Source organism: Salmonella sp. SA15303, assembly GCF_029962125.1.
Lineage (GTDB): Bacteria > Pseudomonadota > Gammaproteobacteria > Enterobacterales > Enterobacteriaceae > Salmonella > Salmonella enterica.
Map to the genome: position 1 here is coordinate 4,697,570 of NZ_CP123924.1, position 13,023 is coordinate 4,710,592.

At 52.4% G+C, this 13,023-nt stretch carries 10 protein-coding genes; 3 read left to right on the forward strand and 7 right to left on the reverse strand.

All coding sequences use genetic code 11. The features are described 5' to 3' along the window. Window position 1: 1 nt before the first annotated feature. Genes trkH through pepQ form a run of 3 tightly spaced genes read right to left on the reverse strand, consistent with a single transcriptional unit; the run spans window position 2 to window position 3,437 of the window. Complete coding sequence (trkH, locus tag QEN31_RS22920) at window positions 2-1,453, reverse strand: Trk system potassium transporter TrkH (RefSeq protein WP_000545688.1); 1,452 nt, start codon at window positions 1,451-1,453, stop codon at window positions 2-4. A gap of 38 nt (window positions 1,454-1,491) precedes the next feature. Then, the gene (locus QEN31_RS22925; RefSeq protein WP_000378902.1) at window positions 1,492-2,106 is read right to left on the reverse strand and encodes an IMPACT family protein; all 615 of its coding nucleotides are present in this window, start codon (window positions 2,104-2,106) and stop codon (window positions 1,492-1,494) included. Beyond that, on the reverse strand, window positions 2,106-3,437 hold the full coding sequence (gene pepQ / locus QEN31_RS22930; RefSeq protein ID WP_000444529.1) for a Xaa-Pro dipeptidase: 1,332 nt from the start codon (window positions 3,435-3,437) through the stop codon (window positions 2,106-2,108). The genes QEN31_RS22925 and pepQ overlap by 1 nt, the downstream gene beginning before the upstream one ends. Before the next feature lie 189 nt (window positions 3,438-3,626). Here pepQ and fadB point away from each other — a divergent pair, with 189 nt between their 5' ends. Continuing rightward, entirely contained in the window at window positions 3,627-5,816 is a 2,190-nt protein-coding gene (fadB, locus tag QEN31_RS22935; RefSeq protein ID WP_000965998.1) for a fatty acid oxidation complex subunit alpha FadB, read from the forward strand. Between the two features lie 9 nt (window positions 5,817-5,825). Beyond that, the gene (fadA, locus tag QEN31_RS22940) at window positions 5,826-6,989 is read left to right on the forward strand and encodes an acetyl-CoA C-acyltransferase FadA (RefSeq protein ID WP_000438778.1); all 1,164 of its coding nucleotides are present in this window, start codon (window positions 5,826-5,828) and stop codon (window positions 6,987-6,989) included. 196 nt (window positions 6,990-7,185) lie between these two features. Here the strand turns inward: fadA and QEN31_RS22945 are convergent, their stop codons facing one another. The 3 genes from QEN31_RS22945 to ubiD form a co-directional block, all read right to left on the reverse strand. After that, a complete protein-coding gene (locus QEN31_RS22945) occupies window positions 7,186-9,009 on the reverse strand; it encodes an aryl-sulfate sulfotransferase (RefSeq protein ID WP_000669905.1) in 1,824 nt (607 codons plus the stop codon). A gap of 253 nt (window positions 9,010-9,262) precedes the next feature. Continuing rightward, window positions 9,263-9,964 carry an NAD(P)H-flavin reductase gene (gene fre / locus QEN31_RS22950; RefSeq protein ID WP_000209831.1) on the reverse strand — a complete coding sequence of 234 codons (702 nt, stop codon included), beginning with the start codon at window positions 9,962-9,964 and terminating at the stop codon, window positions 9,263-9,265. A gap of 85 nt (window positions 9,965-10,049) precedes the next feature. Next, the gene (gene ubiD, locus QEN31_RS22955; protein ID WP_000339764.1) at window positions 10,050-11,528 is read right to left on the reverse strand and encodes a 4-hydroxy-3-polyprenylbenzoate decarboxylase; all 1,479 of its coding nucleotides are present in this window, start codon (window positions 11,526-11,528) and stop codon (window positions 10,050-10,052) included. A 185-nt stretch (window positions 11,529-11,713) separates the two neighbouring features. Here ubiD and rfaH point away from each other — a divergent pair, with 185 nt between their 5' ends. Then, window positions 11,714-12,202 carry a transcription/translation regulatory transformer protein RfaH gene (rfaH, locus tag QEN31_RS22960; protein ID WP_001192410.1) on the forward strand — a complete coding sequence of 163 codons (489 nt, stop codon included), beginning with the start codon at window positions 11,714-11,716 and terminating at the stop codon, window positions 12,200-12,202. Between the two features lie 7 nt (window positions 12,203-12,209). Here the strand turns inward: rfaH and tatD are convergent, their stop codons facing one another. Then, window positions 12,210-12,992: a 3'-5' ssDNA/RNA exonuclease TatD gene (gene tatD, locus QEN31_RS22965; protein WP_000459635.1), complete on the reverse strand. Its 783-nt coding sequence runs from the start codon at window positions 12,990-12,992 to the stop codon at window positions 12,210-12,212. Window positions 12,993-13,023 lie beyond the last annotated feature (31 nt).

Sequence of the window (13,023 nt, forward strand, 5' to 3'; positions counted from 1 at the left end):
ATTATTCACGCCAGAAAGTCGGGGTAAAAAGTACCAGCAAAGTGAATACTTCCAAACGACCAAATAGCATGTTGGCGATTAGTATCCATTTCGCAACCGGATTCATACTGGCGAAGTTATCAGCAACCACCCCCAGCCCCGGTCCCAGGTTATTAAGCGTAGCCACTACCGAGGCGAAAGCCGAGAAATCATCTACGCCTGTAGCGATAATGGCCAGCATACTGACGATAAATACCAGCGCGTAGGCAGAAAAGAATCCCCAGACGGCTTCCAGAATACGTTCTGGCAGTGCCCGGTTCCCCAGCTTAATACTGTAAACGGCATTCGGATGCACCAGACGTTTGAGTTCGCGGTTCCCCTGTTTAAACAACAACAGAATACGGATGACCTTTAACCCCCCGCCCGTTGACCCGGCGCAACCGCCAATAAACGCGGAACATAGCAGCAAGACGGGCAAAAACAGCGGCCAGCGCGCAATGCTGTCCGTGGTAAACCCTGCCGTTGTCGCCATCGACACGACCTGGAAGAACGCCTGATTTAGCGTTGTCAGCGCCGAGTCGTAGATATTATGGAACCACAGTACCAGCGTGCAGATCACCACCAGCGTCAACTGTACGCCGATGAACATGCGGAATTCCGGATCGCGCCAGTATACTTTCAGGCTACGCCCGCTTAATAAAGAGAAATGCAGGCCATAGTTACAACCGGAGATCAGCAGGAAAATAGCGATGATGGTATTAATAGTGGGACTATCAAAATAGCCTACGCTGGCGTCATGCGTTGAGAAGCCGCCGATAGCGATAGTGGAGAAGCTGTGTCCGATAGCGTCAAACGCGGGCATCCCTGCAAACCATAGCGCCAGCGCGCAGGCTACCGTTAGCAAGACATAGATAAGCCACAGCGTTTTCGCCGTCTCGGCAATACGCGGGCGCATTTTGTTATCTTTGAGCGGCCCCGGCATTTCCGCCCGATAGAGCTGCATCCCCCCGACGCCGAGGATAGGGAGAATCGCCACCGCCAGCACAATGATCCCCATACCGCCAAACCATTGCAGCATCTGACGATAAAAGAGAATGGCGTGCGGTAATGAATCCAGCCCCACCAGAGTAGTGGCGCCCGTGGTGGTTAACCCGGAGAACGATTCAAAAAAAGCATCGGTAATGGTGAGGTTTGGGCTTTCCGAGAAAATAAACGGCAGCGCACCCACGCTGCCCAGCACGGTCCAGAACAGCACCACGATAAGAAATCCTTCGCGGGATTTCAGCTCGCCCTTTTCCCTACGGTTCGGCCACCACAGTATGGAACCGATCGCCAGCGCGACAAAAAAGGTCTGCGTGAACGCTCTTCCTGCGCCATCACGATATATTAGCGCTACCAGTCCCGGGAGAATCATTGTCCCCGAAAATAAGATAACCAGTAGTCCAACGATTCGGGTAATGGCGCGAAAATGCATCTCTGCCGCTTCCTTTATTCTTAAAAATGAGGTGGGGATTATTCTTCAATCGCTAACAATTGCAATGAACCACGGCTAAAATCCGCCAGTTTTGTGGAAAATGCATTCACATGAGCAAAAGGAAGCGCCACCCTGAGCCGAACAGACGCCTGATAATCGCTGGAAACGATCTTCCCGGCAAACTGTCCTAATAATGCTTCGATTCCGGCCAACTGACCGTACTCACACTGCAAAGTATATTCGGTTAATGGCGTCTTGCGTTGTGTGGCAAGCTGACGTAATGCCTGATTCACACCGCCGCCATAGGCTTTTACCAGCCCGCCCGTACCCAGCAGAATACCACTATAGTAGCGCACGACGACGGCAGTAATTTCTCCGACGCCGCTGCCCATCAATTGCGCAAGCATCGGCTTGCCTGCCGTTCCCGCCGGTTCGCCGTCGTCTGAAAAGCCCAGTTGCTGTGAGTCGTCCGGCGCACCCGCCACCCACGCCACACAATGGTGGCGCGCATCAGGATGCTCAGCTCTGACTGACTCAACAAACGCTTTCGCCGCGTCTACGCCATCGGTATGCGCCAATAGCGTAATAAAGCGGCTTTTTTTGATCTCTTCAACAACGGTGACCGGCGCTGCAGGGATTAACCAACTGTCCATTACGCCAGTTTTAAATCCCGCGTCATGTTTTCCACGCCGTTTTCGTGGATGACCACGTTATCTTCAATGCGAATACCGCCGAAAGGCTTGAGCGCTTCAATTTTCTGCCAGTTGAAGTGCTTGCTGAACGGGCCTTCGCGCCATGGCGCTAACAGCGATTCGATGAAGTAAATCCCCGGTTCGATGGTCAACACCATTCGCGGCTGTAACACACGCGTGCAGCGCAGATACGGGTATTTGGACGGCGCGGCGAGATGCGTACCGGAATCATCCTGCATAAACCCGGCCACATCGTGTACCTGCAGACCCAACGGATGACCAATACCGTGCGGCATAAACGGCCCGGTGAGATCATTTTCCACCATCGCCTCTTCACTCATGTCGGTAATGATTTGATGTTTACGCAGCAGCTTCGCGATGCGCTGATGGAATTGAATATGATAATCCACATAGCTGACGCCCGCCTTCATGGTAGCGATCAGCGCCAACTGTTCGTCGTTAACATCTTTCACCAGGTGGGCGTAGTCGTTATCGCTTTTCGCCGACCAGGTCCGCGTCAGATCCGCCGCGTAGCCGTTGTATTCCGCGCCCGCATCCAGCAGGAAACTGCGCATTTCAGACGGTGCCTGATGATCCAGTTTCGTGTAATGCAGCACGGCGGCATGTTCGTTCAGCGCCACAATGTTGCTGTATGGAACATCGGTATCGCGATGTCCCGTGGCGGTCAGGTACGCCAGGTTGATGTCGAACTCGCTCATGCCGGAACGGAAGGCCTCTTCCGCCGCCCGATGACCGCTCACCGCCATTTTCTGCGCTTCGCGCATACAGGCCAGTTCATAATCCGTTTTATAGGCGCGGTAGTAATGCAGATAGTCGATAACACCTTTCGGGTTGATGTTGCTGGCGGCGATATCCAATTGTAGCGCGCGCTCAGGAACCGGGCCGATATAGCCGATATTGCCACGCGCGGCAGGCAGTTGGCTGCCGATGCCATCCGCTTTCGGTAAGGCGACGACCTCGACTTCTTCTGTCCAGAAGGACGTTGGCAGCGGTTCAACGTTATGCCAGTAATCGACCGGCAGATAAAACCACAATTTGGGTTTGTTGACGCCATCGACCAACAGCCAGCAATTTGGAACCTGAGTTACCGGCACCCACGCTTTAAACTGTGGATTGACCTTAAACGGATAAGGGTGATCGTCGAGAAAGACGTTGAAAAGCTCGCCAGAATGAATAAGTAACGCATCCAGCTTAAAGCGCGCCAGAACATCGCGCGTCCGTTCTTGTAAGGTAACAATATGATTTTTATAGAGCGCGGCCAGTGATTCCATTTTTTACCCTTCTGTTTTTTTGACCTCAAGTTCCCGCATCTTAGCACATCGCCCCACGAGAGCGTGATCTCTGCCGAGCGTGATCACATCGGCATTTCTTTAATCATTTATTTGCATTTTTTTAACACAAAATACACACTTCGCTTCATCTGGTACGACCAGATCACTTTGTGGATTCAGGAGACTGACATGCTTTATAAAGGCGACACCCTGTACCTCGACTGGCTGGAAGATGGCATCGCCGAACTGGTGTTCGATGCTCCAGGCTCGGTCAATAAACTCGACACCGCAACCGTCGCCAGCCTCGGCCAGGCGCTTGAGGTGCTGGAAAAGCAACACGATTTAAAAGGGCTGCTGCTGCGCTCTAATAAAGCGGCCTTTATTGTCGGCGCGGACATCACCGAATTTCTTTCACTGTTCCTCGTCCCCGAAGAGCAGTTAAGCCAATGGCTGCATTTCGCTAATAGCGTCTTTAACCGTCTGGAAGATTTACCCGTACCGACCCTTGCCGCCGTAAACGGCTATGCGCTGGGCGGCGGGTGCGAATGCGTGCTGGCCACCGATTACCGTCTGGCGACGCCAGACCTCCGTATCGGTCTGCCGGAAACTAAACTGGGCATCATGCCGGGTTTCGGCGGCTCCGTTCGTCTGCCGCGTATGCTGGGCGCAGACAGCGCGCTGGAGATTATCGCGGCAGGTAAAGATGTCGGTGCTGAGCACGCGCTGAAAATCGGCCTTGTGGACGGCGTGGTCAAACAAGAGAAGCTAATTGAAGGCGCGATAGCGGTGTTACGCCAGGCCATTACCGGCGATCTCGACTGGAGAGCTAAACGCCAGCCGAAACTGGAACCGTTGAAACTCAGTAAGATTGAAGCAGCGATGAGCTTTACCATCGCTAAAGGCATGGTCGCACAAACGGCGGGTAAACATTATCCGGCGCCGATGACCGCAGTGAAAACCATTGAAGCCGCCGCGCGTTTTGGTCGTGAAGAAGCGCTGAATCTGGAAAATAAAAGCTTTGTTCCGCTGGCGCATACCAATGAGGCTCGTGCGCTGGTCGGTATCTTCCTCAACGATCAATATGTAAAAGGTAAAGCCAAAAAGCTGACCAAAGATATTGAGACGCCGAAACAGGCAGCCGTACTGGGCGCGGGCATTATGGGCGGCGGTATCGCTTACCAGTCGGCCTGGAAAGGCGTACCGGTCATCATGAAAGATATCAACGATAAATCGTTGAACCTCGGCATGACCGAAGCGGCCAAGCTGCTGAACAAACAGCTGGAGCGCGGCAAGATCGACGGTCTGAAGCTGGCGGGCGTCATTTCGACCATCCACCCGACTCTCGATTATGCCGGTTTCGATCGCGTAGATGTTGTTGTCGAAGCAGTAGTCGAAAATCCGAAAGTCAAAAAAGCGGTACTGGCGGAAACCGAGCAGAAAGTGCGCCCGGAAACCGTGCTGGCCTCAAATACCTCCACCATCCCAATTGGCGAACTGGCAAGCGCCCTGGAACGTCCGGAAAACTTTTGCGGAATGCACTTCTTCAACCCGGTACACCGGATGCCGCTGGTTGAAATCATTCGCGGCGAGAAGAGTTCAGACGAAACCATTGCCAAAGTCGTCGCCTGGGCCAGCAAAATGGGCAAGACACCGATTGTAGTCAACGACTGCCCCGGCTTCTTTGTTAACCGCGTGCTGTTCCCCTATTTCGCCGGTTTCAGTCAACTGCTGCGCGACGGCGCGGATTTCCGCAAAGTCGATAAAGTGATGGAAAAACAGTTCGGCTGGCCGATGGGCCCGGCCTATCTGCTCGACGTGGTGGGTATTGATACCGCCCACCACGCGCAGGCAGTAATGGCGGCAGGCTTCCCACAGCGTATGCAGAAAGATTACCGCGACGCGATCGACGCATTGTTTGACGCCAGCCGTTTTGGGCAAAAAAACGGTCTGGGCTTCTGGCGCTATAAAGAAGACAGCAAGGGTAAGCCGAAGAAAGAAGAAGATGCCGCGGTGGATGACCTGCTGGCAAGCGTCAGCCAGCCGAAACGCGACTTCAGCGACGACGAGATAATCGCCCGTATGATGATCCCGATGATTAACGAAGTGGTTCGCTGTCTGGAAGAAGGCATTATCGCAAGCCCGGCGGAAGCCGATATGGCGCTGGTCTACGGCCTGGGCTTCCCTCCGTTCCACGGCGGCGCATTCCGCTGGCTGGATACACAGGGCAGCGCGAAATATCTTGATATGGCGCAGCAGTATCAACACCTCGGCCCGCTGTATGAGGTGCCGGAAGGGCTGCGTAATAAAGCGCGCCATAACGAACCGTATTATCCCCCGGTTGAACCAGCCCGTCCGGTTGGTTCTCTGAAAACGGCTTAAGGAGTCACAATGGAACAGGTTGTCATTGTCGATGCTATTCGCACCCCGATGGGCCGTTCGAAGGGCGGCGCGTTTCGCAACGTGCGAGCAGAAGATCTCTCCGCCCACTTAATGCGTAGCCTGCTGGCGCGTAATCCGTCGCTTACAGCGGCGACCCTCGATGATATTTACTGGGGCTGCGTACAACAAACGCTGGAGCAAGGCTTCAACATTGCCCGTAACGCCGCGCTGCTGGCAGAAATTCCCCATTCGGTACCGGCGGTCACCGTCAACCGTCTGTGTGGTTCCTCGATGCAGGCGTTACACGATGCAGCGCGAATGATCATGACCGGCGATGCGCAGGTTTGTCTGGTTGGCGGCGTGGAGCATATGGGGCACGTGCCGATGAGCCACGGCGTGGATTTTCACCCGGGTCTGAGTCGCAACGTCGCCAAAGCGGCAGGGATGATGGGGCTAACGGCGGAAATGCTCTCCCGCCTGCACGGCATTAGCCGGGAAATGCAGGACCAGTTCGCCGCGCGTTCTCACGCTCGCGCCTGGGCCGCCACCCAGTCTGGCGCATTCAAAACGGAGATTATCCCGACTGGCGGTCATGATGCAGACGGCGTGTTGAAGCAGTTTAACTACGATGAAGTGATCCGCCCGGAAACCACGGTCGAAGCGCTATCAACGCTGCGTCCGGCATTTGATCCGGTTAGTGGCACGGTCACGGCGGGCACCTCATCCGCGCTTTCCGATGGCGCAGCCGCCATGCTGGTAATGAGCGAAAGTCGTGCCCGTGAGCTGGGTCTGAAACCTCGCGCCCGTATTCGCTCAATGGCAGTGGTGGGTTGTGATCCGTCAATTATGGGTTACGGGCCGGTTCCGGCGTCAAAACTGGCGTTGAAAAAAGCGGGACTGTCAGCCAGCGATATCGATGTGTTTGAGATGAACGAAGCGTTTGCCGCACAGATCCTGCCATGCATTAAGGATCTGGGATTGATGGAGCAGATAGACGAGAAGATCAACCTCAACGGCGGTGCGATCGCGCTTGGTCATCCGCTCGGCTGCTCCGGAGCACGTATCAGCACCACGCTTATCAACCTGATGGAGCGCAAAGACGCGCAGTTTGGTCTGGCGACGATGTGTATTGGTCTGGGTCAGGGCATCGCCACGGTGTTTGAGCGGGTTTAATCAAAGATAATATCCCCTAAATAACTCGCATTGCAGCGCAGCGGCAACTGAGCGAATCCCCGGGCACATAGATAACTATGTGCCCGGGGTGAGCAAAGGCAGCCAACAAAGAGGCTGCGCGAATTATGACGGGAAACAGTTTAGTTGCCGTTTTTCCCGCCCGTCAGGGGCGGGTTTTTTCACCGTATGGCCTGCTCTACTCAGTAAGCGCTTTGGTCAGGCTAAATGGCATAGCCTGATATCCACGCGCACCATGTATTTGCATTTCAACCGCAGGCTCTTTTTCTCCCCATTTGAACTCTTCCAGATACGGATTAGGCAAGCTGGTAAATGCGCCTACCGATAAATCAAACGCACCACCTGCTGTTGCGGAATACACGAACACAGAATTCTTGTCAGTCTGGTACTCGGTGATAGAGGTTACCGGGCTAAACCACTCGTTCCCGCGCTCTTTACCGTATTGCCAGATCTGTTGGACTGTCTTGTTTTTCTGGTCGATTTTGTAAATCACGGAGCGGCTGTATTTCATACTCTGCATAGCAGGCTGTTCTAAGCCGCGGCCATCGCCATTGTCGAAAGCGGAAAGGTATAAGATATCGCCTTTACTCTTACTATCAATTTTAAAGGCCGTATGTTGCGTCCATGTCCAGTCGAAGTCACCCTCGCAGCCACTGTCCTGGCAGGCGATTTTTTGGCCTTTGCTATCCACAGGCGTCAGAATTGCGGCATTAAATGGCGCTTTCCAGCCAGCAGGCGTACCCAGTATCCACTTCACTTTCTTATCGCGGCCGATTTTGATAATCGCACTCTGGTGGCGGGAGCTGATGATGATGGAATCATCTTCACTGTCATAGTCGACGCTGTTGACATGCGCCCAGTTGCGGCCAGCCCCACTACCCACGATATCCCCGAATTTGTCGGAGGAGTCCAGCGCCGCCAGATCTTCTTCGCTCAACGTATGGCCGGACTGGCTGGCGTCGATATTCAGGCACACAGCGCCCTGATCGAGGGTTTTCATTATCACATCACGATAAGGATCGAGGATATCAAACAGACGCCATTCATCCACTACCACGCCGTTCTGATCAACTTCGGCAATCACATCACGCACGGTACGAACATTTTTCCCATCAGGGCGTTTATAGTTAGAGCTGGCTACACGCAGGAAGTAGTGACCGTTGGCCGCGTTATCCATTGAGTGTGAAAAATCGTTATAATTATCCGGCAGGCGGCGGTTAAAGATTTCACGCCCCATGATATCGTATTTCACATAACGCTGACCGTAGCCCCACGATAGTGCGCCATCCTGGTTTTGTTTAAAGCCCATCATAACGCCAGCACGATAAATTGACTTTAAATCATAAATTGAACTTGGATTCATAAACCAACGAATATCACCGGAGGTGTCGATAATAGCGTTAGCTGTAGTGAAGTTCCATTCTAATGCACCCCCAGTAGGGTTGTTCCAGACAGTACGCGTTCCATTCCCAGACTTATCTTTCGTATTATTCAAAAGATACAAGCGATCTTTAAATTCTGGGGAAACCTTTTTAACATCGATAGTAAAGAGTGCTGATTGTTCTTCTTTTGTACCCGCTGATTCAATATAGGCAGGCGGTGCATACATTTTATAGCTTTCTTTTACATTTTCGGTTTTACTACCCTGGATACTTGTATATTCAACTTCAACGGTATTGACATAATCCGGGTAAAGACCAAAGACGGGAATACCGCCATACGTTAAAAGGTATTTATTATTAACTTTATACGCGATCTCCTGGCCATTTTCTTTGGGTACAATCCGTACATGCACGTCACGTAACTGGTAACCGCCATTACGAATAACGGCGGTTAGCGGCGCGATATCATAGGGGTTCATAACAACTTCGCCAATTTTTCCCTGGACCTGATAGTCCACTTTAGCGCCGCTGGCGCCGCCGATGGCGAAAGCAGTAGAAGGTACTGATGACAAAATTGCAACAGATAATGCGAGAGAAGTTAAAGCATATTTAAATTTCATAACACTCTCCATCTTATAAATAAATAACTAACTTTCCATTTTATGTTTCTTTTATAAAAATAAATGAAGCATATATAATTAACTATTTTTATTGATAGCCTCAGGACATAATATTACTTAATTTATTACACGCAATACAAAGCCTGTAGATATTCAATATCATAAGGTTTTATAGTTGACGATTAATTAATATTTAAGAGGACTTTTAGGTAGGCTAACGTAAAAAGGGACGCTACTGCGTCCCATAAAATAGTTAAATAAATGCGAACGCATCGCCAAACAGACGATCTTCCCGCGCGTTACGCTCATGACAGAACAGATCGCGGGCGATTTTCGCCATCTCAAAACGTCCGGCAATATAAATATCGTGCCCCGCCAGCGTACCATAATCCTGCAATACCGCCGTAAGTACCGTTCCTGTACGTCCACGCCAGCCTTCTTCCGGCTGCTCGACAACAGGTTCAATACGCAAATTCGGATGGTTAACAGAGAGTGCTTCCAGCTCAGAGAGATCATAGAGGTGCTTTTCTTCGCGGCCGCCCCAGTAAATGGTAACATCGCGGGCCGGGTTGCGCGCTAACGCCGTCAACAGGATGGAGCGCACATAAGAAAAGCCCGTACCGCCCGCGATCAGAATCAACGGACGCTCTTCATCGTCACGTAGCCAGGCGTCGCCATGCGGAATATCGACGACGATTTCCCGGTCTTTCAGAATCCGATCCATGACCGCCATCGCATACAGATTGAGCTCGGAGGCGCCAATGTGTAATTCAATAAACCCTTTCTCGTCCGGCGTTGAAGCCATCGAAAACGGGCGTTTGTCACGCTCGTCCATTACGACCATCAAATACTGACCAGCGCGGAATGAAAACGCCGCGTCCGGCACTAAACGAACCCGATATACGGTATCGGTGATAGCTTCTACCGAGGTCACTTTACAGCTTAAGGTTGTCATGCGCTCCCTCTGTCGGGTGTCGGGTCAATACCGACATTTTTCAAGCTGAGTCGCCGCAGCCTGAAATGTCGATGTCCGCTTTCAGTTATTTAAAGATAGCCAGCTCATCCCAAATCGCATCAATACGCGCGGTAACTTCAGGATCTTTAACAATAGGACGACCCCACTCGCGTTGGGTTTCGCCCGGCCATTTGTTTGTGGCATCCAGCCCCATTTTTGAACCCAGCCCGGAGACCGGCGAGGCAAAATCCAGGTAATCAATCGGCGTATTTTCAACCAGCACCGTATCCCGTGCAGGGTCCATACGGGTGGTAATCGCCCAGATCACATCATTCCAGTCGCGTGCGTTAACGTCATCATCGCAAACGATAACAAATTTCGTATACATAAACTGGCGCAAAAACGACCAGACGCCCATCATGACGCGTTTCGCATGACCAGCGTACTGCTTTTTCATCGTCACTACCGCCAGGCGGTAAGAACACCCTTCCGGCGGCAGATAAAAGTCGACGATTTCCGGAAACTGTTTTTGCAGAATAGGCACGAAGACTTCATTGAGCGCCACCCCTAATACCGCAGGCTCATCGGGCGGACGCCCGGTATAGGTGGAGTGATAGATGGCATCCTCACGCTGTGTAATATGCGTGACGGTAAAGACCGGAAAGCTATCCACTTCATTATAATAGCCCGTATGATCGCCATACGGTCCTTCCGGCGCCATCTCTCCCGGCTCAATGTAACCTTCAAGGATAATCTCGGCGCTGGCAGGCACTTCCAGATCGTTAGAAAGGCATTTAACCACTTCAGTTTTCGTGCCGCGCAGCAGGCCCGCAAAGGCATACTCCGACAGAGTATCGGGAACAGGAGTCACGGCGCCAAGTATCGTCGCCGGATCGGCGCCCAATGCGACGGAGACCGGGAAACGTTCACCCGGACGCGCGGCTAACCACTCCTGAAAATCCAGCGCGCCGCCGCGGTGAGACAGCCAGCGCATAATCAGCTTATTTTTACCTATCAACTGCTGACGATAAATGCCCAGGTTTTGCCGCTCTTTGTGCGGACCACGCGTTACCGTCAGTCCCCAGGTAATCAGCGGCGCGGCGTCGTCCGGCCAACAGGTCATGACAGGAAGACGCGTTAAATCGACATCATCGCCAGACGCGATTTTCTGCTGGCAAGGCGCGCCGCGTAACCGTTTCGTCGGCATATTCAGCACTTGCTTAAACTGCGGCAGCTTGTCAAACAGATCGCGAAAGCCTTTCGGCGGCTCAGGTTCTTTAAGAAACGCTAATAATTTACCCACTTCCCGTAAGGCGGAAACATCATCCTGCCCCATGCCCATCGCCACGCGTTTTGGCGTGCCAAAAAGGTTGCACAGCACCGGCATGGCGTAACCTTTAGGATTTTCAAACAGCAACGCCGGTCCACCGGCACGCAGCGTGCGGTCAGCGATTTCCGTGATTTCCAGATGAGGATCCACAGGTAGCGTGATGCGTTTTAGTTCCCCCTGCTGCTCAAGTAGCGTCAGGAAGTCGCGTAAATCGTGATATTTCATGGCGTCCATTGTAGCCTCTTGGTAAGCGCATCATTATACGGCGTTCATCATCGGGATGCTGTATTTTTGTTAAATTAGCGTGAACTCTGGCAACCAACGCTAATCCAGATACGGCTTAAAGGATGAAGTGTATAATTAACTTCGCGCATGGCTTTTGCTATGCTTGCGCCCCGAACAAGCGGATAAGAGTCATTATGCAATCCTGGTATTTACTGTACTGCAAACGCGGGCAACTTCAGCGTGCTCAGGAACACCTCGAAAGACAAGCGGTAAGTTGCCTGACACCGATGATCACCCTGGAAAAAATGGTACGCGGAAAACGTACCTCCGTCAGCGAACCGCTCTTTCCTAATTATCTGTTCGTTGAATTTGATCCGGAAGTGATACATACCACTACAATCAACGCCACGCGCGGCGTCAGCCATTTTGTGCGCTTTGGCGCGCATCCTGCGATCGTGCCTTCCAGCGTTATTCATCAGCTTTCTATCTACAAGCCCGAAGGCGTTGTCGATCCTGAAACCCCCTATCCCGGCGATAGCGTCATCATCACGGAAGGCGCATTTGAAGGGCTGAAAGCGATTTTTACCGAACCGGATGGCGAAACGCGTTCGATGTTACTGCTTAATTTACTCAATAAAGAAGTGAAGCAGAGCGTAAAAAACACCGGTTTTCGCAAGATTTAGCGATCGTTCAGAATACAACCTCAAATAAGGTTCTGGCGTTGGCATCTGTCATCGCCGCTAACCATTGCGGATCTTCACCACGCCATAGCGCTATGCGCTCCAGGATGTGAGGCAGATACGCGGGCTCGTTGCGTCGTGACGTTGGTTTCGGCGTAAGATCGCGAGGCAACAGATACGGCGCGTCGGTTTCTATCAGTAGCTTTTCCGCTGGAATAAACGGTAAGAGTTCACGTAGCTCAAGCCCGCGTCGTTCGTCGCAAACCCACCCGGTAATACCGATATAGAGCCCTCTATCCACACAGGCCTGCATTTGCTGGCGTGAACCGGTAAAGCAGTGCAGTATTGCACCAGGAAGACTATCCAGCCAGGGATCAAGCAATACCAGAAATCGCTCATGCGCGTCCCGGCAGTGCATAAAGATTGGTATCTGCAATTCGGCGGCAATTTGTAGCTGCGCCTGAAAGGCACGCTCCTGCTCCTGCGGCGTGGAAAAATTGCGATTGAAATCCAGCCCGCACTCACCGATAGCGACGACTTCCGGCTGGTTCGCCAGCGCAATAATGGCGTCTTCAGACGCGGGTGACCACTGACTGCTGTCATGGGGATGGACGCCAGCCGTCGACCAACAATGGGGGTAGCGCCGCGCCAGTTTTAACGCCTGCTGACTTTCATGGATGTTCGTTCCGGTCAGTAGCATACCTTTTACTCCCGCCGCAAACGCACGGGCGACCACATCATCACGATCTTTTGCAAACTGGCTACTGGTTAAATTAACGCCAATATCAAACATGCTTGCCCCCATATGACAACCGCCCTGGCGG

What these genes read in the sequence shown, in the direction of transcription:
- trkH (WP_000545688.1), bottom strand. Translation starts at nt 1,453, where the DNA reads ATGCATTTTCGCGCCATTACCCGAATCGTTGGACTACTGGTTATCTTA.
- QEN31_RS22925 (WP_000378902.1), bottom strand. Translation starts at nt 2,106, where the DNA reads ATGGACAGTTGGTTAATCCCTGCAGCGCCGGTCACCGTTGTTGAAGAG.
- pepQ (WP_000444529.1), bottom strand. Translation starts at nt 3,437, where the DNA reads ATGGAATCACTGGCCGCGCTCTATAAAAATCATATTGTTACCTTACAA.
- fadB (WP_000965998.1), top strand. Translation starts at nt 3,627, where the DNA reads ATGCTTTATAAAGGCGACACCCTGTACCTCGACTGGCTGGAAGATGGC.
- fadA (WP_000438778.1), top strand. Translation starts at nt 5,826, where the DNA reads ATGGAACAGGTTGTCATTGTCGATGCTATTCGCACCCCGATGGGCCGT.
- QEN31_RS22945 (WP_000669905.1), bottom strand. Translation starts at nt 9,009, where the DNA reads ATGAAATTTAAATATGCTTTAACTTCTCTCGCATTATCTGTTGCAATT.
- fre (WP_000209831.1), bottom strand. Translation starts at nt 9,964, where the DNA reads ATGACAACCTTAAGCTGTAAAGTGACCTCGGTAGAAGCTATCACCGAT.
- ubiD (WP_000339764.1), bottom strand. Translation starts at nt 11,528, where the DNA reads ATGGACGCCATGAAATATCACGATTTACGCGACTTCCTGACGCTACTT.
- rfaH (WP_001192410.1), top strand. Translation starts at nt 11,714, where the DNA reads ATGCAATCCTGGTATTTACTGTACTGCAAACGCGGGCAACTTCAGCGT.
- tatD (WP_000459635.1), bottom strand. Translation starts at nt 12,992, where the DNA reads ATGTTTGATATTGGCGTTAATTTAACCAGTAGCCAGTTTGCAAAAGAT.